18 protein-coding genes are annotated in these 17,312 nt (G+C 61.1%); 7 read left to right on the top strand and 11 right to left on the bottom strand.

All coding sequences use genetic code 11. From position 1 onward, the window contains the following. Positions 1 to 52 precede the first annotated feature (52 nt). From gltX to R6254_RS09840, 8 genes are all read right to left on the bottom strand, one after another. Positions 53 to 1,456 carry a glutamate--tRNA ligase gene (gene gltX / locus R6254_RS09875; protein ID WP_318406436.1) on the bottom strand — a complete coding sequence of 468 codons (1,404 nt, stop codon included), beginning with the start codon at positions 1,454 to 1,456 and terminating at the stop codon, positions 53 to 55. Then, positions 1,453 to 2,709 (bottom strand): O-succinylhomoserine sulfhydrylase, encoded by a 1,257-nt coding sequence (locus R6254_RS09870; protein WP_412103145.1) that lies wholly within the window; start codon positions 2,707 to 2,709, stop codon positions 1,453 to 1,455. The genes gltX and R6254_RS09870 overlap by 4 nt, the downstream gene beginning before the upstream one ends. After that, entirely contained in the window at positions 2,669 to 4,186 is a 1,518-nt protein-coding gene (gene purF / locus R6254_RS09865; protein WP_318406433.1) for an amidophosphoribosyltransferase, read from the bottom strand. The genes R6254_RS09870 and purF overlap by 41 nt, the downstream gene beginning before the upstream one ends. 109 nt (positions 4,187 to 4,295) lie before the next feature. Continuing rightward, positions 4,296 to 4,781, bottom strand: a complete 486-nt coding sequence (locus R6254_RS09860) for a CvpA family protein (RefSeq protein ID WP_318406431.1) — start codon at positions 4,779 to 4,781, stop codon at positions 4,296 to 4,298. A gap of 12 nt (positions 4,782 to 4,793) precedes the next feature. Next, complete coding sequence (locus R6254_RS09855) at positions 4,794 to 5,558, bottom strand: SPOR domain-containing protein (protein WP_318406430.1); 765 nt, start codon at positions 5,556 to 5,558, stop codon at positions 4,794 to 4,796. A 17-nt stretch (positions 5,559 to 5,575) separates the two neighbouring features. Continuing rightward, positions 5,576 to 6,904, bottom strand: a complete 1,329-nt coding sequence (gene folC, locus R6254_RS09850) for a bifunctional tetrahydrofolate synthase/dihydrofolate synthase (protein ID WP_318406429.1) — start codon at positions 6,902 to 6,904, stop codon at positions 5,576 to 5,578. A gap of 220 nt (positions 6,905 to 7,124) precedes the next feature. Then, on the bottom strand, positions 7,125 to 7,493 hold the full coding sequence (locus R6254_RS09845; RefSeq protein ID WP_318406427.1) for a hypothetical protein: 369 nt from the start codon (positions 7,491 to 7,493) through the stop codon (positions 7,125 to 7,127). A gap of 52 nt (positions 7,494 to 7,545) precedes the next feature. After that, entirely contained in the window at positions 7,546 to 7,860 is a 315-nt protein-coding gene (locus tag R6254_RS09840; protein ID WP_318406425.1) for a DUF805 domain-containing protein, read from the bottom strand. 116 nt (positions 7,861 to 7,976) lie between these two features. Between R6254_RS09840 and R6254_RS09835 the strand changes: the two genes are divergently transcribed. The 4 genes from R6254_RS09835 to R6254_RS09820 all read left to right on the top strand — a co-directional run bounded on the left by R6254_RS09835 (position 7,977) and on the right by R6254_RS09820 (position 11,615). Next, the gene (locus R6254_RS09835) at positions 7,977 to 8,579 is read left to right on the top strand and encodes a response regulator transcription factor (protein ID WP_318406423.1); all 603 of its coding nucleotides are present in this window, start codon (positions 7,977 to 7,979) and stop codon (positions 8,577 to 8,579) included. A 14-nt stretch (positions 8,580 to 8,593) separates the two neighbouring features. After that, the gene (locus R6254_RS09830; protein ID WP_318406421.1) at positions 8,594 to 10,348 is read left to right on the top strand and encodes an ATP-binding response regulator; all 1,755 of its coding nucleotides are present in this window, start codon (positions 8,594 to 8,596) and stop codon (positions 10,346 to 10,348) included. Between the two features lie 55 nt (positions 10,349 to 10,403). Then, complete coding sequence (locus R6254_RS09825; protein ID WP_318406419.1) at positions 10,404 to 10,748, top strand: ArsC family reductase; 345 nt, start codon at positions 10,404 to 10,406, stop codon at positions 10,746 to 10,748. Positions 10,749 to 10,916: 168 nt separating this feature from the next. Beyond that, entirely contained in the window at positions 10,917 to 11,615 is a 699-nt protein-coding gene (locus R6254_RS09820) for a glycine zipper 2TM domain-containing protein (protein WP_318406417.1), read from the top strand. A gap of 99 nt (positions 11,616 to 11,714) precedes the next feature. Here R6254_RS09820 and R6254_RS09815 read toward each other — a convergent pair whose 3' ends face one another. Continuing rightward, on the bottom strand, positions 11,715 to 12,494 hold the full coding sequence (locus R6254_RS09815) for an anti-sigma factor (protein WP_318406415.1): 780 nt from the start codon (positions 12,492 to 12,494) through the stop codon (positions 11,715 to 11,717). A 66-nt stretch (positions 12,495 to 12,560) separates the two neighbouring features. Beyond that, a complete protein-coding gene (locus tag R6254_RS09810) occupies positions 12,561 to 13,136 on the bottom strand; it encodes a sigma-70 family RNA polymerase sigma factor (RefSeq protein WP_318406414.1) in 576 nt (191 codons plus the stop codon). A gap of 184 nt (positions 13,137 to 13,320) precedes the next feature. Here R6254_RS09810 and ppnP point away from each other — a divergent pair, with 184 nt between their 5' ends. The 3 genes from ppnP to R6254_RS09795 are packed head-to-tail and all read left to right on the top strand — an operon-like array spanning position 13,321 to position 16,004. Then, entirely contained in the window at positions 13,321 to 13,638 is a 318-nt protein-coding gene (gene ppnP / locus R6254_RS09805; RefSeq protein ID WP_318406412.1) for a pyrimidine/purine nucleoside phosphorylase, read from the top strand. A 16-nt stretch (positions 13,639 to 13,654) separates the two neighbouring features. Further along, complete coding sequence (gene argG / locus R6254_RS09800) at positions 13,655 to 14,992, top strand: argininosuccinate synthase (protein WP_318406410.1); 1,338 nt, start codon at positions 13,655 to 13,657, stop codon at positions 14,990 to 14,992. A 4-nt stretch (positions 14,993 to 14,996) separates the two neighbouring features. Continuing rightward, complete coding sequence (locus R6254_RS09795; protein WP_318406408.1) at positions 14,997 to 16,004, top strand: Bug family tripartite tricarboxylate transporter substrate binding protein; 1,008 nt, start codon at positions 14,997 to 14,999, stop codon at positions 16,002 to 16,004. A 215-nt stretch (positions 16,005 to 16,219) separates the two neighbouring features. Here R6254_RS09795 and murB read toward each other — a convergent pair whose 3' ends face one another. Next, the gene (gene murB, locus R6254_RS09790) at positions 16,220 to 17,272 is read right to left on the bottom strand and encodes a UDP-N-acetylmuramate dehydrogenase (protein ID WP_318406407.1); all 1,053 of its coding nucleotides are present in this window, start codon (positions 17,270 to 17,272) and stop codon (positions 16,220 to 16,222) included. Between the last annotated feature and the right edge of the window lie 40 nt (positions 17,273 to 17,312).

The following is a 17,312-nucleotide window of genomic DNA, read 5'->3' as shown; positions in this document are numbered from 1 at the left end:
ATTAACTACAAGATGTCTTGCAGTTGTCGAGCTTCAAATTATAGCGCGAAAATTACACGCTTTTCAAGTGCCCTAATTTTTTGATCACATTTTTCCTGTCCATCAAGGTCAGGAAGGCATCCAGCGATGGTGTTTGCTGGCGTCCGGCAACCAAGACACGCACGGGCATGGCCAGTTGCGGCATCTTCAGACCGGTCTCTGCCAGCACCTGCTTGATCACAGCGGCAATCGCGGCCTTGCTCCACTCACAATCGGCCAGCAACTCGGCGAGCTTGTTCACGGCGGGTGCGGCTTCGGCCGGCACATGCGCCTGAATGTCTGCTGCGCTGACCGGGACGTCGTTGACCAATACCGCCATCCATTCAGCCAACTCCACCAGCGTGCTGCAGCGGTCTTTCAGCAAAGCACAAGCCGATACGCGGCGCGCAGCGTCCAGGCCGGCCAGGGTTGGCGCGCTGAGGAAAGGCTGTACCACTTCGGCCAGCTTGTCATCAGGCATGGCTTTGAGATGCTGGGCATTGACCCAGCGCAGCTTGGCCTCGTCAAACTGCGCGGCGCTTTTACCGAGATGGTCGAGGTTGAACCACTGCACAAACTGTTCACGCGTGAAAATTTCGTCGTCACCGTGGCTCCACCCGAGACGCGCCAGGTAGTTGACCATCGCGTCAGGCAAATAACCTTCCACGGCGTACTGCGTGACGGCCTTGGCACCATTGCGCTTGCTCATCTTCTCGCCCAGCTCATTCAGCACCGTGGGCAGGTGGGCATAGACCGGCACTTCTTTGCCGAGGGCGCGGAAGATATTGATCTGACGCGGCGTGTTGTTCACATGGTCGTCGCCACGGATCACATGGGTGATGGCCATGTCCATGTCGTCCACCACCACGCAGAAGTTGTAGGTCGGCGTGCCATCGGGCCGTGCAATCACAAGATCGTCGAGTTCGTCGTTGCTGATTTCGATGCGGCCCTTGACCTTGTCTTCCCAGACCACGGCCCCGCCCTGCGGATTCTTGAAACGCAGCACGGGCAACACACCCTCGGGAATCGGCGGCAAGGTTTTGTCGGGTGTTGGCCGCCAGGTGCCGTCGTAGCGCGGCTTCTCTTTATTAGCCATCTGCTGCTCACGCAGTGCATCAAGTTCCGCCATGCTCATGTAGCAAGGGTAGACATGGCCAGCGGCCTGCAACTCGGCCAGCACGGCCTTGTAGCGGTCCATGCGCTGCATCTGGTAGCTCGGGCCCTCGTCGTAGTTCAGGCCCAGCCAGCGCATGCCTTCGATGATCACATCGACGGCTTCCTGGCTGGACCGATCCACATCGGTGTCTTCAATCCGCAAAATGAAGTCGCCGCCCGTGGCCCGCGCGAACGCCCAGGGATACAGGGCGGAGCGGATGTTGCCGAGGTGGATAAAGCCCGTGGGGGAAGGGGCAAACCGGGTACGTGTTTTTTGTGTCATGCCAGCGTTTCAAGACCCCGTGCGAGGTCGGCTTTCAAATCGTCAATATGTTCGAGCCCGACCGCAAAGCGGATCAGGCCCTGGCCGATACCGGCCGCCTGGCGCTGCGCTTCGGTGAGCCGGCCATGGGAGGTGGTGCCCGGATGGGTGATGATGGACTTGGTATCGCCCAGGTTGGTGGCAATACTCACCACCTGCGTGCTGTTGATCACGTGAAAGGCGTTGGCGCGCAAGGTTTCGGGGTCGCTGCCGCGCACATCGAAAGACACCACGGCGCCGCCCAGACCCGACTGCTGGCGCATGGCCAGTTCGTGCTGGGGGTGCGAGGCCAAACCCGGGTAATACACACGGGCCACCGCGGGGTGTGCTTCCAGCCATTGCGCAATCGCCAGGGCGCTAGCGCTTTGGGCCTGCATACGGATACGCAAGGTTTCCATGCCCTTGAGCACGACCCAGGCATTAAACGGCGCCAGTACCATGCCGGCGGTGCGCACAATGGGGCCGAACACATCCACGATCAATTTGGACGGCCCGCAAATCGCGCCGGCCATGACACGACCCTGCCCGTCCAGATACTTGGTGCCCGAATGGATCACCAGATCGGCGCCCAGTTCGGTCGGCCGCTGCAGGGCCGGTGAGCAAAAACAGTTGTCGACGGCCAGCAAGGCGCCGCCCGCATGGGCAATGTCGGCCAGCGCGCGTATGTCGCAGACCTCGGTCAGCGGATTGGTCGGGGTTTCGGCAAACAAGAGCTTGGTGTTGGGCCGCATGGCCGCGCGCCACTGCGCCAGATCGGTCTGCGACACAAAACTGGTCTCGACGCCGAACTTGGCGAACTCCTTGCCGAACAAGTTCAGCGTCGAGCCGAACACCGACTGCGAACACACCACATGGTCACCCGCCTTGAGCAGGCCCATGCCCATCATCAAAATGGCGCCCATGCCGCTGGACGCGGCAATGGCGGCTTCCGTGCCTTCCAGCGCGGCCAGCCGCTGCTCGAAACTGCTCACGGTCGGGTTCGAGGTGCGGGCGTAGGTAAAACCTTCTTCGGTCCCGGCAAAACGGAGTGCCGAGGTTTCAGCATCGGGTTGCACAAAACCACTGGTCAGGTACAGCGCTTCCGAGTTTTCGCCGTACTGGCTGCGCTCCAGCCCCACACGCACCGCCAGCGTATCGCGGTGCAGGTTGTCAGGTAATTTTTGGACGCTCACGTTAAACCTCTTGGGGGTTGGGCAGCGCCAGGCGCGAGACATCCACCCCGCCTTCTTCGCTGCTGTCGACCCGTTGTTCGTTCATCTTGGCAATGCTTTCCGGCGTGATGTCGCCGGTGATGTAAACGCCGTCGAAACACGAAGCATCGAAGCCGTCGAGTTTGGTGTTGAGCGAGCCAATCGCGCGTTTCATGCCTTCCACATCCTGGTAAATCAACGCGTCGCAACCAATCGCAATCCGGATTTCTTCCACGGTACGGTCGTGTGCCACCAGCTCGGCCGCGGTCGGCATGTCGATGCCGTAAACGTTGGGATAACGCACGGGCGGCGCGGCGCTGGCGAGGTAAACCTTTTTGGCCCCAGCGTCACGCGCCATCTGCACAATTTCGCGCGAGGTCGTGCCGCGCACGATGGAGTCGTCCACCAACATCACATTGCGGCCCTTGAACTCGCTGGCGATCACATTGAGTTTCTGGCGTACCGATTTTTTACGCACGCCCTGGCCCGGCATGATGAAGGTGCGCCCCACATAACGGTTCTTCACAAAACCTTCGCGGTAGGGAATGCCCAGCAAATGCGCCAGCTGCGTGGCACTCGGGCGGCTCGACTCGGGAATCGGGATGATCACGTCGATTTCATTCGGCGGCACCGTGGACACCACACGTTTGGCCAGCGTTTCACCGAGGTTCAGGCGGGCCTGGTAGACCGAGATGCCGTCCAGCACGGAGTCGGGGCGCGCCAGGTACACAAATTCAAAAATACAGGGCTTGAGTTGCGGATTTTCGGCGCACTGCTCGGCGTGGACCGTGCCTTGCAGATCGACAAACACGGCCTCGCCCGGCGCGATGTCGCGCTCGAACTGGTGCGCGGTGCCTTCCAGCGCCACCGATTCGCTGGCCACCATCACGGTGCTGCCGCTGTCGTTCTGGCCACGACCCAGGCACAGCGGACGAATACCGAAGGGGTCGCGAAACGCCAGCAGGCCGTGACCGGCAATCAGCGCCACCACGGCGTAAGAACCCTTGACCCGTTTATGCACACCGCGCACGGCGGCAAACACATCCACCGGATTGAGCGGCAGGCCGCGCGTGGTTTTTTCCAGCTCATGCGCCAGCACGTTGAGCAACACTTCGGAGTCGCTGTCGGTGTTGATGTGGCGATGGTCGGTGTTGAACAGCTCGGCCTTGAGTTCGGCCGCGTTGGTCAGGTTGCCGTTGTGCGAGAGCACCAGGCCAAACGGCGCGTTGACGTAAAAAGGCTGGGCTTCGTCTTCGCTGAAAGCGTTGCCGGCCGTCGGGTAACGCACCTGGCCCAGCCCCACGTTGCCCGGCAAGGCGCGCATGTTGCGGGTGCGAAACACATCGCGCACCATGCCTTTGGCCTTGTGCATGTAAAACTTGCGGCCCTGCTGGGTGACGATGCCGGCAGCATCCTGACCGCGGTGCTGCAGCAGGAGCAGTCCGTCATAAATCAGCTGGTTCACCGGGGCGTTGCTGACAACACCAACTATTCCGCACATATATTTCCATTCATAAAAATTTTCACCTGCCGCCGGGCCGCCCCCAAGACAAACAGCCCCCTTGGGAGGCAACGCAGTACGCGATGCGTACAAGCGTGGGGCCACATCATTAGCTCAAATACTTTGCAAACTGTTCGGGCAAGACCGGCTTCAAGCCTGTGAGCGCCGAGGTCAACAACTCGGCGCCCCGGGACGCCAGCCACCAGTCACTGGTTTTGAAAGCAGTCATGTTGATCACCACGGTCACCGCCAGCAACAAAATCAGTCCGCGCAACAGGCCAAAAGCCGCCCCCAGGGTACGGTCCGCCGGCCGCAAGCCGATGGCTTCCACCAGCTTTTTCAGCAACACGGCCAGCAGGCCCGCCACGAACACGGCCACGATAAAAATCAGCACAAAGGCCGCGGCGTGACGCACCGGCTCTGACGCACTTTGCAGCGGCAACACGGCGGCCAGGTCGGGCGCAAACCACTGCGCCACGTAAAACGACAGCGCCCAACCGACGACGGACAAAATCTCGAACACCAGGCCCCGCCACGCGCCTATCAGCAGGGAAACCGCCAACACCCCCAGAAAAGCCAGATCAGCAACTGCCACGCCTGACCAGCCCTATAAAGTCAGGATGGCGGCTGGCAAATCAAGGCCCTTGATCTTGCCGGCAGCTTTGTCCGCATCAGCCTTGCTGGAAAACGGCCCAACCCGGACCCGGATGCGTTTGCCGTCTTTGGTGTCGGCCACCTGGGTATAGGTTTTCAGGCCGGCGCGTTCCAGTTTCTGGCGAACTTCGCTCGCCTTGCCGGCATCGGCAAAAGCGCCCACCTGCACCACCAGCCGCCCTTCGACCTCGACCGCCTTGCCTTCCAGCAGGGCCTTGGCACGCGCGCCGTCCTCGCTGGACACCGGCGCCTTGGCCACGACCTTGGGCTCCGGTTTGGGTTCAGGCTTGGACTCAGGTTTTGCTTCGTTTTTGATAGCTGCCTGCGCAGTCTCGACGGGGGCTTCAGCCTTTTTTTCTGTAATTATTTCTTCACGCGGCGTGAGACTGGACGGTGCCGCCACCTGGGTACTGCTGGCGACAGGGGGACTGGCAGCCGCCGTCGTCGCTGCTGGCGCGGTGGCCGGGGTCGGGGCCGGCATCACCAGCGGTTTGACGGTGTTTTTGCCGGGTATTTCAATCGAAATATCGACCGCCACCGGCCGGGGCTGCGTGTCGAACAGCAGCGGAAAACCCACCACACCCGCCAGCACCAACACCACCGCACCGATCAGGCGGTGTTTGGCGCGTTTGCGTACCACGTCCACGCTTTCGCTTTGGGCAGCCGATTTGGCCGCAGCGGGAGATGCTTGGCCCCGACGAAAGTTGAAAAACGGCATGGTGGTGACGGTGTCCGTTAGGTATCGGTTGATGATGAAGCGTGACGCTCAGGCGCGGCGTGCGGAGCAAAAAGACGGGGCAAACCCTCTTTCAAAATACTTCCCACCGTGTAGAACGATCCGAACACGACAATTCTATCAGCGGGGTCGGCGGCAGCGACGGCGGCCTGCAGGGCCAACACCGGGTCGGGAAACACGCTGGCGCGTACATCCGAACGGGTGTTCAGGGCCTGCCAGCGCGCCATCAGATCCGCCCCACTGGCCGCGCGCGGGGTGGGCAGATCGGTGAAATACCAGCGGTCCACCAACGGGCCGATACGTCCCAGCATGGCGGCCAGATCCTTGTCGGCCATGGCGCCGAACACCGCATGGGTACAGGGGTAATAAGCCATGGCGTCAAGGTTTTCGGCCAGCGCCGCCACCGAGTGCGGGTTGTGCGCCACGTCCAGCACCAGGGTCGGCTGGCCGGAAATGATCTGGAAACGCCCCGGCAACTCGACCATGCCCAGTCCGTTGCGCACCGCCTGCGCCGTCACCGGCAGGCGATCCCGCAAGGCGGTCAGTGCCGCCAGCACACCCGAGGCATTGAGCAGCTGGTTGGCGCCACGCAAGGCCGGGTAAGCCAGGCCGGCATAACGCCGGCCGCGACCGGCCCAGGCCCATTGCAGCTTGTCGCCGGAAAAATTGAAGTCCTGGCCAAAGCGCCACAGGTCAGCGCCCACTTCGGCGGCGTGGTCCAGCACGCTTTGTGGCGGCACCGGATCGCCGACCACCACCGGCTTACCGGCGCGCATGATGCCGGCTTTTTCGCGCCCAATGGCCTCGCGGTCGCGGCCCAGCAGCTCGGTGTGATCAATATCTATGCTGGTGATCAGCGCGCAGTCGGTATCGATGATGTTGACCGAGTCCAGCCGCCCGCCAACACCAACTTCCAGAATCACCACATCCAGCTTGGCCTCGGCCAGCAGACTGAAGATGGCCAGCATGGTGAACTCGAAATAAGTCAGCGAGGTCTGGCCACGCAAGGCTTCGACCCGGACAAAGTGCGGCAGCAAGGCATCGGCCTGCACGATCTCGCCGCGGACGCGGCAACGTTCTTCAAAATGAACCAGGTGCGGCGAGGTGTACACCCCGGTGCGGTAACCAGCCTGCAGCAAAATCGCCTCCAGCATGGCGCAGCTCGAACCTTTGCCATTGGTGCCGGCCACGGTGATGACCGGGCAGTCAAAGCGCAGCCCCATCTCGCGGGCCACGCCTTGAACCCGGGCCAGCCCGAGATCGATGGCGGTCGGGTGCAGGTGCTCGCAGTAGGCGAGCCAGTCGTCAAGGGTTTGAGGATTGTTCATACAGGCCGGTATTGTCGCCCTAGCCTGACAACCTGACAGCGCGTCCGGTATCTTCAGGCCTCACATGGCTCACCATCCTTGCCTGAATTCAGTGATCTCCCTTTGGGCGCCTTTTCGGTCGGTGCCGGCCAGTCCATCCTGAGATGGCTACCGCTTTTAGCCTTGCAGGCACTCCATGCCACCGCCTCGCGAGCGTGCTTTCAAGCCTGCCGGATTTGACCTATTCGATATCGGCCGTGGCCGCGCGGGTGTTTTTGTTGAATTTGAGCGTGACCTTGTCGATTTCGCACAGGTCAAAGTTACGCCAGACCACGTCACCGGAGTCATCGTCAAAAACAACTTTCAGGTCCTGCTTGCAGGCACTCTTGTCAGAAAACCTGAAGAGACGCGACTTCCCGTTGTCCAGAACACTGTCCCCCATGCGGTCATTGCCCCAGGAGTTTTTGTTCGCCGGCGAGATGTAGATTTCGCGCAAGGTGATGCCGGTGCGATTGAGCAGGGTGAAGTCCGCATCGCCAGCCAGTGCGGAAGCACTCACCATCAGCGATGCCAGCGTAGAGGCGAACAAAACGTGTTTAACAATTTTCATGAGGGGCACTCAAAGAGTCGTACCAATCATCAACCGCGTGAAAAGACGGCCATCAGTAACGGTTGTTGACGGACGTGCCTTCCTGGACCATGAGGTAGAGCACGTACAAATTACCCAGCGGGACCAGGTTGAGCAACTGAAACCAGCCGCTACGGTTGGTGTCATGCAGGCGGCGGGCTGCGGCGGCCGTGAGCGGCAAAATAAGCGCAGCCAGGGCGATGAGCACGCCCCATTCGTGCACAAACGCGCTGGCCGTCAGCACCAGCGTAAAGAACAGCGCAAACCACCAGTATTCCGAGCGGCTGGCGCGGCCATTGAAATCGGTGAATTTTTTCAGGCAGGTAGACACAGAATCGACAAAGGTCATTATTTTTCCAGGGGGTTGGTTCACAAACTGGTACGCAGTCTATGGATCTTGAGAGAAGTTTCATATGGTCCTCAAGGACCATATGAAACCCGAATCGCCGTGTTCCAATGACGCCCATGCCTGCGCCCTGCATTTTGTTAATTGACGACCACGCCATGTTCCGTTCGGGACTCAGCATGGTGATCAGCGCGGCCATACCGGACACACACATCCTGGAAGCCGCCTCCATCCACGAAGCGACCAGCCGCCCACCGGATCAGGTGGACCTGATCTTGCTGGACATCAAGCTCAACGGTTTGAGCGGCATGGAAGGCATTGCGCTGCTCCAACGCAAATGGCCGCTGACACCTGTCTTGATGTTGTCATCGCTGGATGAACCACAAACCGCACGCCAGGCGCTGGAGCGCGGCGCAGCCGGTTTTGTCTCGAAGGCGGAAACGGCCGAAAAAATCATTGAGGCCATCCTTTTGAGCTTGGGCGGCCACTTTGCCGAACGCTCCCCGGCCGACAACAGCCTTGCCGAACGGCGTCTGACGCCGCGCCAATGTGATGTGCTTGACCTGCTGCACCAGGGGCTCTCGAACAAACTGATTGCGCGCCAGCTTACGCTCTCGAACAACACCGTTCGCAGGCATGTGCAGGACATCCTGGAGTTTTTTCAGGTGGTCAGCCGCGCCGAGGCGGTGGTTGCTGCGCGTCAGCAAGGACTGATTGGCTGAAATGTGTATGCCGCATGAGGGCTAACCCGCTGCGACTTGCGGAAACCCGCATTCTGGTGGAGCAACTGCGATTGGTGCTCGGCAACGTAGGGAGCACCGTCGTCCCTATTTGTCTGCTGGCCGTGCTGGTGCTCTTCTTCTTGTCCGACGACAGCAACGCCTGGGCGCTAAGAACATGGTGCGCGGGCGCCATACTGGCGAACCTGCTCACCTTTGCCTATGCGCGCAAGCACCTCTCCGACACCGTCCTGGTCAGGCAAACGCGCCCTATCGTCTGGGCACTCATCGCGCAACGCGCCGTTTCAGGTCTGATCTGGGGCGCCTTGATCTGGATCACCTTCGATACCGCCTCGCTGGCCGGACGTATCCTGGCCATTGCCGTGATTGCCGGCATGGCGGGCGGCGCGGTGTCCACACAATCGGCCGTACTGCCTGTGTTTTATGCCTTCGTGGTTCCGGCGGTATCCCTCGTGGCCTTGAAGCTGTGGCTGATGGACGATCCGGCTTACCACGCCCTGGGCCTGGTCTGCCTGCTGTACCTCATGTCTCTGTTTGACCAGGCGCGCAGCAGCGCCCGGGCCACGCGCACGACGATCGAATTGCGCTTCGAAAACACCGGACTGATGGAGAAATTGCACCAGGAGACCCTGGTGGCCGAAGGCGCCAGGCGCGAAGCCGAACAGGGGAATATCGCCAAGTCAAAGTTCCTCGCGGCGGCCAGCCATGACCTGCGCCAGCCGATTCACGCCCAGGGATTGTTCCTGGAGGTGCTCTCTCGCACGGAACTGAGCCCGCACCAGCGCGAACTGGTGGCCTGCGTCGGCAGCGCCAGCCATGCGTCGGCCGAGATGCTCAACACCTTGCTCGACTTCTCACGCATTGAAGCCGGCGTGATTGAGCCGCAATGGCAGGCCTTCCGGCTGCAACCGCTGCTCAACAAGATAGAACGGGAATTCGAGCCGCAAGCCGATGCCAAAGGCCTGACTTACCGCTCCCGGGAAAACACATCGGTGGTGTGGTCTGATCCGACCCTGGTTGAGTTGATTTTGCGCAACCTGGTCTCGAATGCGATCAACTACACCGGGCAAGGCGGCTTGCTGGTGGCTTGCCGCAAGCGTGGTGGCGACGCCGTGCTGGAAGTCTGGGACACAGGCATTGGCATAGAACCCACGCAGCAAGGCGAGGTGTTTCGTGAATTCCACCAGCTGGGTAATCCGGAGCGGGATCGCCACAAGGGACTGGGCCTGGGTCTGGCCATCGCCGACGGCCTGGCCCGCACCTTGGGGCATGAACTTTCGCTGGCATCCACCTTGCAACGCGGGAGTGTATTCCGGCTGGTTTTGCCTATCACCGACGTTTTGCCCATAGAGAAGATCAGCATCGAACACGGCAAACCACGGGTTCTGAGTGCTCGAGTCCTGGTTATTGATGACGACGAAACCGTGCGCACCGCCATGCGCCATCTGTTGCGTGATTGGGGTTGTGAATGCGCGCTGGCGGAATCCATTGAAGAAGCACTCGTGCTGGCGGCGCAGTGGGCGCCAGATCTCGTGATCAGCGACTATCGGCTGCGCGAGAAACGCACCGGCATCGAGGCCATTGCCGCCTTGCGTGCCTTGTTGGGCCATGAGTTGCCCGCGCTGCTGATCACCGGCGACACAGCACCGGATCGTTTGCGCGAGGCGATGGCCAGCGGTATCCCGCTGCTGCACAAACCCATCACCCCTAGCCATCTGTACCGGGCCCTGGTCACGATATTGCCGTCCTGACAATGAACGATGCCCGCGCAAGCTTGAGCGAAGTCGCCATGGCAAAATTTGGACCATGATCATCCTCTACGGCATCCCCAACTGCGACACCGTCAAAAAAGCCCGTGCCTGGCTGACGGAACACGGCCTGGCTTACGAATTCCACGATTTCAAAAAACAGGGCGTGCCCGCACACAAGCTCGCCGCCTGGGAACACGCCCTCGGCTGGGAGAAACTGTTGAACCGCAAGGGCACGACCTGGCGCAAGCTGGACGCAACCGTGCAGGCGGCCACCACGGACGCCGCCAGCGCCCTGGCCGTGATGCAGGACCACGTTAGCGTCATCAAACGCCCAGTGGTGGAATGGGGCACCCACACCACGCTCGGGTTTGACGCCAAAAGCTGGGCAGAACACCTTTAACAGGGGCTTTCGGGGTTTTGTAAAGCCGCTGCCACCCCAGCTTTACAGTGGTTTACCTGAACTTGTGTCCACCAAATCCGCTCTGAATCATTAAACTGAACAGAAGCTGTCTTTTGGTTATCCCCCAGAACGGGGGTTCTCCCAGCAGGCTGAATTGGAGTTTGAATCATGAAAAAGTCACTTGTTTTGTCAACCGTCGCCGCTGCGACCGGCCTGTTGGCCCTGAACGCCTCCGCGATGGACATCCTCGCGCGTGTCATTTCCAGCACGCCGGTGGTACAGCAGATCAGCGTGCCGCAACAGGTGTGCACCACACAACCCATGGTCACCCAGGCGCCCAATTCCGGCGCCGGCGCCGTGATGGGCGCCCTGGCCGGTGGCGCCATGGGCAATGCCGTGGGTAACGGCGGTGGCCGCGCTGTGGCCACCATGATCGGCCTGGTCGGTGGCGCCATGGTGGGTAACAACATCGAAGGCCCGCGCAACCAGGTGCAAAACGTGCAGCAATGCGGCACCCAGACCACCTATGAAAACCGCACCACACATTACAACGTGGTCTACGAATACGCCGACAAGTCCTACACCATCCAGATGGCCAACGACCCCGGCCCTTATGTGCGGCTACAGGTGAGCCCGGTAGGCGCGATGCAACCCCAGCAGCAGGTGGCCGCGCAACCGGCTTATGTGCAACCGCCCCAGCCCGTTTATGCCCAGCCGGTGTATGTGCAACCCACTTACGCCGCGCCGGTCGCGGTTTACCCGGGCTACTACCCGGGGCCGTATTACTCGCCTCTCGGCGTGTCGCTGAATTTTGGCTACAGCCGCGGTTATGGTTATGGCCACGGCGGTCACGGTCACTGGCGTTAAGCCTCCGGATTCCGCCGGAACCTAAAAAAGGGCTGAAGGGCTGCGAAAGCTGCCCTTCAGCCCTTTTGACTTGCTGCTGGCGACCCAGCCTTGATACGTTTACAAGTTCATTGGAATCAGCGCACCCTTGAACAGCACCGGTCCGGTCGGACCGCCGCCTGCCGGAGAGCCGCCTTTGGGCTCCAGGGTGATGGCCAGCGCGGGCACATTGTTCACGGCATCGCTGCCCGCCGGCAGGCGGATCACCGCGCCCTCACCCAACACCCCCAAGGACTTCGGACCGCCGGTCTGCGGCAAGGCCCACAACTCCAGCGACTTGTCCGGCCCAACCTGGAAAGCGCCTACACGTTTGAGTTGCAGCTGGTTGTGTTTGGGGTCAAAGGTCACCAACATGGTCGGTGCCGACTTGTCGTCGGCCAGCACGGCCACGTACTGGATATCCGGCGTTGCGGCCAGTTTGGCGCTGAGCTCACGGACCTGGCCGTTGAGCGTGGTGTTCAGGTTCAGACCAACCACCACCGCCAACACCGCCGCCATGGCCCCGGCGGCACTGGCGCCGCGCCACAGGCCCAGGCTGGCCCACCAGCCGCCACCGGAAACTGCCGCAGGCACCTGGCGCGCGGCCAGCATGGCCTTGGCTTCCTGATCGGCATGGATGAGGTTTTCAATCCGCTTCCAGACCGCCGGGCTGGGCGCGATCTGCGGCTGCAACTCGCCCACCGACGCCATCCGGCCTTGCCAGATCAGCGCCGCGGCACGCACCGGGGCGTGGCTACGCGCCAGGGCTTCAAAACGGCGGCGTGCACCGCCGCGCAAGGTGCCCAGCGCATAACTGGCGGCCAGTTGCTCGATCAGCGAAGGGTTTCCGGTCAAATTCATACACTACCTTTTTCAGGCCTTTTCCTGCCCAGGGGGCGGAAAAAACCAAAAATACATACATCCCGTTCAAGCAAATCGGGCCATACAGGCGCGCAACTGCTCCAGGCCGCGCCGTATCCAGGTCTTCACGGTTCCCAGCGGCAGCTTGAGCTGCTCGGCCAACTCCCCATGGCTCAGGTCCCGCAGATACGCCAAACTCACCACTTCGCGCTGCTTGTTCTCCAACTGGTTCAGGCACTGGTGCAAGGCCCAGGCCTGCTCACCGGCCAGCGCCGTGTCCATCGGGTTCGGCGAATCACCCTCCACTGTGTCGGACATCACATCATCCAGCTCCAGCGCCGCATCGGCCCGCCCCGTGGTCCGACGCCGCAGAAAATCCAGTCCCCGGCTGCGCACAATCAAACACATCCAGGCCATGGGCGGCGACAAGGACGCCTTATAGTCACCCGCCACACGCCAGATGTTGAGAAACGCCTCCTGCAACACGTCCTCGGCCCAGTTCCGGTTGCTCACCACACGCACCGCCACGCCATACAACTTGGACGAGGTCAGGCCGTACAGCTCTTTGAGCGCCGCTTCGTCGGCCCGGGCCACGCGGTCAAGCAGTGCGATCAGTTCGAAATCGGGGCTTTCTTCATTCATGGCGCCCATTGTGCTGTATTAGTGATACGCCGAAAACAGACCGTTGGATTCAGGTCACGGGCTGCGGCAAGCGCCCTGCCCGCGCCCGGACGTCGCCCACCCAGGGCCGGGGTGCCCTAAAATCAGGGGTTTCGCACCCACCCGCCATCAGCCCGGCGCTTTTCTGATTTTTTTCAAACCATCCATGATTACCGAACAAATCGCCAACATCAGCGTCACAACCCAAGCCAGTGTGTATTTCGACGGCAAGTGTGTGAGCCACGGCATCACCCTGGCCGATGGCACCAAGAAGTCCGTCGGTGTGGTCTTGCCCGCGACGCTGACCTTCAACACCGGTGCGCCCGAGATCATGGAATGTGTGGCCGGCGCCTGCGAGTACAAACTCGCCGGCAGCGATGCCTGGATCAAATCGACCCCCGGTGAAAAATTCAGCGTGCCGGGCAACTCCAGCTTTGACATCCGGGTCGAACAGGCCTACCACTACATCTGCCACTTCGGTTGATTCCAGGACACCCGCCATGAGCACCATTCTCCAGAACCTTCCCATCGGCCAAAAAGTCGGCATCGCCTTCTCCGGCGGCCTTGATACCAGCGCAGCCCTGCACTGGATGAAACTCAAGGGCGCCACGCCTTATGCCTACACCGCCAACCTGGGCCAGCCCGACGAGCCTGACTACGACGAGATTCCGCGCAAGGCGATGGAGTACGGCGCCGAAAAAGCACGCCTGATCGACTGCCGCAGCCAGTTGGCGACCGAAGGTATTGCCGCGCTGCAAAGCGGCGCCTTCCACATCACCACCGCTGGCGTGACCTACTTCAACACCACGCCGCTGGGCCGCGCTGTGACCGGCACCATGCTGGTGGCCGCCATGAAGGAAGACAACGTCAACATCTGGGGCGATGGCAGCACCTACAAGGGCAATGACATCGAGCGTTTTTACCGCTACGGCCTGCTGACCAACCCGGACCTGAAGATTTACAAACCCTGGTTGGACCAGTTGTTTATCGACGAACTGGGCGGCCGCGCCGAAATGTCGGCCTTCATGACCGCAGCAGGTTTTGGCTACAAGATGTCGGCCGAAAAAGCCTATTCGACCGATTCCAACATGCTGGGCGCCACCCACGAGGCCAAAGACCTGGAACACCTGAACAGCGGCATGAAGATCGTGAACCCCATCATGGGTGTGGCCTTCTGGAAGGACGAAGTCGAGGTCAAACGCGAGGAAGTCACGGTGCGTTTTGAAGAAGGTATGCCTGTCGCGCTGAACGGCAAACGTTTCGACAACCTGGTTGAACTGATTCTGGAAGCCAACCGCATCGGTGGCCGCCACGGCCTGGGCATGAGCGACCAGATCGAGAACCGCATCATCGAGGCCAAAAGCCGCGGCATTTACGAAGCCCCCGGCCTGGCCCTGCTGTTCATCGCCTACGAGCGCCTGCTCACCGGCATCCACAACGAAGACACCATCGAGCAATACCGCGACAACGGCCGCAAGCTGGGCCGTTTGTTGTACCAGGGCCGCTGGTTTGACTCCCAGGCCATCATGCTGCGCGAAACCGCCCAGCGCTGGGTCGCACGCGCCATCACCGGCGAAGTGACCGTGGAACTGCGCCGCGGCAACGACTACTCTATCCTCAACACCGTCTCCAGCAACCTGACCTACAAGCCCGAGCGCCTGAGCATGGAAAAAGTGGAGGGTGCGTTCACGCCGCTGGACCGTATCGGCCAGCTGACCATGCGCAACCTGGACATCATCGACACCCGCGACAAACTGGGCATTTACACCGCCGTGGGTCTGCTCTCGCAGGACGGCAGCACCTCCCTGCCCAAACTGAGCAGCCAGGACCACAAGTAAACGCATGCCGTCGACAACAACAAAAACCTCTCCCACCTCGCCCGCCTTTTCCTTGACACGCCGGCTGGCCTGCATGGCCGCCGTTTGCACGCTGGCCGTGCCCACCCTGGCGCAAATCCCGGAGAATCGCCCGCTGACCCTGGTCGCGGCGGCGGCGCCCGGCGGCATTGGTGACGTGGCCGCACGCTCGCTCAGCGATGCGCTGGGCAAGGAACTGGACACCTCGGTGATTGTGGAAAACCGCGCCGGCGGCAATGGCAGCATTGCGGGTCAATATGTGGCGCGTATCGCGCCGGACGGCCTGGTGCTGCTCGCCCAGTATTCGGGCTTCCAAAGCATCTCCCCGCTGCTGCAGCCGGTGTCGGGGTTTGATCCCGCACGCAACCTGAAACCTATCGCCATGTTTGCCGAGGCGCCCCAGGTACTGGTGGTCCGTTCGGCACTGGGCATCAACAGCCTGGCCGAGCTGATCAAGTACGCCAAGGCCCATCCCGGCAAGCTGAACTACGCCTCCAGCGGCAACGGGTCGGTGCAACATGTGGCGACCGAGCTGCTCAAGCAACGCGCCGGCATCTCGATGCTGCACATCCCCTACCGCGGTGCGGGCCAGGCCATTCCCGACCTGCTCTCCGGCAATGTGGATGTTTTCCTCACCACCCCGCCGCCGCTGCTCGGTCATATCCGCAGCGGCAAACTCAAAGCCTTGCTGGTCACGGGTTCGAACCGCCTGTCGGTTCTGCCTGAGACGCCTACGGGCAAACAGGCCGGCATGGATCTGGACGCTTCGGCCTGGATCGGCCTCTACGGTCCGGTCGGCATGTCGGATGCCACGGTTCAGCAGATTTCAGACGCTGTGCGCAAATCTGTGGGCCAGGACGAGGTGCGCAAGCGTTTTGAAAACCAGGGCGCCATTGCCACTTTCAAGGACGCCAAACAACTCGATCAACTCGCCAAGCAGGAAACTGCCAAGTGGAAAGACATCATCCGCGCGGGCAACATCAAAGCTGACTAAACGCAGGTCACCCACGTCCAAGCCACCTTCAGGTGGCTTTTTTTATGTCCGTCTGCAGGGGCCGGGGGCATGGGAAGCGAGGTGCTGCGACAAAACAGCCTGGAGAGGCCAAATAGGCCCAAAAGGCCGATTTCTTAAGGAAAAAGTGGCTGCAGCCCAATACTCACGGGCGCAAGCAGCTATGAATAATATCGGGATTGCTGGCCAGATGCGGGCTAGACCACCACCGGCTCAGGCTCCAGCCGGATACCGAAACGTTCATACACACTGGTCTGGATCGCCTTGGCCAGGGTCATCACCTCACCGCCCGTCACCGGGTTGGCGCTGCCGCCGCGGTTGACCAGCACCAGCGCCTGCCGCTCGTACACACCGGCGTTGCCTATGCTTTTGCCCTTCCATCCGCAGGCGTCAATGAGCCAGCCGGCGGCGAGTTTGACCGAGCCGTCAGCCAACTGGTAATGCACAATTTTGGGCTCGCGTTGGATGATGTCGGCGCATTGCTCGGGCGAAACAGTCGGGTTCTTGAAAAAGCTGCCGGCATTGCCAATGACTTGCGGGTCAGGCAGCTTGGCTTTGCGAATTTCGCAAATCCACTCATAAATTTGTAGCGCGTCAGGCTCGGTGCATGCGGTCTGGGTCATCTTTTTCTCCAGATCGGCATATCCCAGCACGGCTTTCCAGGCTTTCGGCAGGGCAAAACGCACACGTGTGATCAAGGCCTTGCCGGCCAGACCAAAACCGTTGGCGCCGGTGCTGCTGTGTTTGAACACCGAATCGCGGTAACCGAACGCACATTGCGCGGCATCCAAGGTGAAGCTCTGCCCGGTCGTCAAATCCACGGCGTCCAGCGACTCAAAACGGTCTTGCAGCTCGACCCCGTAAGCGCCTATGTTTTGCACAGGCGCGCCGCCCACGGTGCCGGGGATCAGGGCCAGGTTTTCCAGCCCCGGGTAACCCATTTGCAGGGTCCAGCTCACGATGTCGTGCCAGGTTTCGCCAGCGCCGGCCTCGACAATCCAGGCCTTGGCGGTTTCACCAACCAGCTTTTTGCCCTTGAGTTCGACCTTGAGCACCACGGATTTGACGTCGCCGGTGATCACAATGTTGCTGCCGCCGCCCAGAACAAACTTGGGGGCGGCCTGCAGGGCCGGGTCGGCCAGCACGTCGGTCACGTCCTGTTCGCTGGTGATGCGTACCAGGGTCAGGGCCTTGGCCATGATGCCAAAGGTGTTGGAAAGCTGGAGGGGAACGTTTTTCTCGACTAACATCCGGGGATTGTCTCACTCCTCTTTTCTAGCAAAGATTTAA

This window comes from Polaromonas potterensis (assembly GCF_033446725.1).
Taxonomy (GTDB): Bacteria; Pseudomonadota; Gammaproteobacteria; order Burkholderiales; family Burkholderiaceae_C; genus Polaromonas.
This window is presented reverse-complemented; position numbering and strand designations above follow the sequence as displayed.

Excerpts from the sequence above, each read along its gene's own strand:
- R6254_RS09835 (WP_318406423.1), top strand. The coding sequence starts at position 7,977 with ATGCCTGCGCCCTGCATTTTGTTAATTGACGACCACGCCATGTTCCGT.
- R6254_RS09855 (WP_318406430.1), bottom strand. The coding sequence starts at position 5,558 with ATGCCGTTTTTCAACTTTCGTCGGGGCCAAGCATCTCCCGCTGCGGCC.
- R6254_RS09845 (WP_318406427.1), bottom strand. The coding sequence starts at position 7,493 with ATGAAAATTGTTAAACACGTTTTGTTCGCCTCTACGCTGGCATCGCTG.
- R6254_RS09840 (WP_318406425.1), bottom strand. The coding sequence starts at position 7,860 with ATGACCTTTGTCGATTCTGTGTCTACCTGCCTGAAAAAATTCACCGAT.
- R6254_RS09810 (WP_318406414.1), bottom strand. The coding sequence starts at position 13,136 with ATGAATGAAGAAAGCCCCGATTTCGAACTGATCGCACTGCTTGACCGC.
- murB (WP_318406407.1), bottom strand. The coding sequence starts at position 17,272 with ATGTTAGTCGAGAAAAACGTTCCCCTCCAGCTTTCCAACACCTTTGGC.
- purF (WP_318406433.1), bottom strand. The coding sequence starts at position 4,186 with ATGTGCGGAATAGTTGGTGTTGTCAGCAACGCCCCGGTGAACCAGCTG.
- R6254_RS09815 (WP_318406415.1), bottom strand. The coding sequence starts at position 12,494 with ATGAATTTGACCGGAAACCCTTCGCTGATCGAGCAACTGGCCGCCAGT.
- ppnP (WP_318406412.1), top strand. The coding sequence starts at position 13,321 with ATGATTACCGAACAAATCGCCAACATCAGCGTCACAACCCAAGCCAGT.
- R6254_RS09830 (WP_318406421.1), top strand. The coding sequence starts at position 8,594 with ATGAGGGCTAACCCGCTGCGACTTGCGGAAACCCGCATTCTGGTGGAG.
- folC (WP_318406429.1), bottom strand. The coding sequence starts at position 6,904 with ATGAACAATCCTCAAACCCTTGACGACTGGCTCGCCTACTGCGAGCAC.
- R6254_RS09825 (WP_318406419.1), top strand. The coding sequence starts at position 10,404 with ATGATCATCCTCTACGGCATCCCCAACTGCGACACCGTCAAAAAAGCC.
- R6254_RS09795 (WP_318406408.1), top strand. The coding sequence starts at position 14,997 with ATGCCGTCGACAACAACAAAAACCTCTCCCACCTCGCCCGCCTTTTCC.
- R6254_RS09870 (WP_412103145.1), bottom strand. The coding sequence starts at position 2,709 with ATGTCTCGCGCCTGGCGCTGCCCAACCCCCAAGAGGTTTAACGTGAGC.
- gltX (WP_318406436.1), bottom strand. The coding sequence starts at position 1,456 with ATGACACAAAAAACACGTACCCGGTTTGCCCCTTCCCCCACGGGCTTT.
- R6254_RS09820 (WP_318406417.1), top strand. The coding sequence starts at position 10,917 with ATGAAAAAGTCACTTGTTTTGTCAACCGTCGCCGCTGCGACCGGCCTG.
- argG (WP_318406410.1), top strand. The coding sequence starts at position 13,655 with ATGAGCACCATTCTCCAGAACCTTCCCATCGGCCAAAAAGTCGGCATC.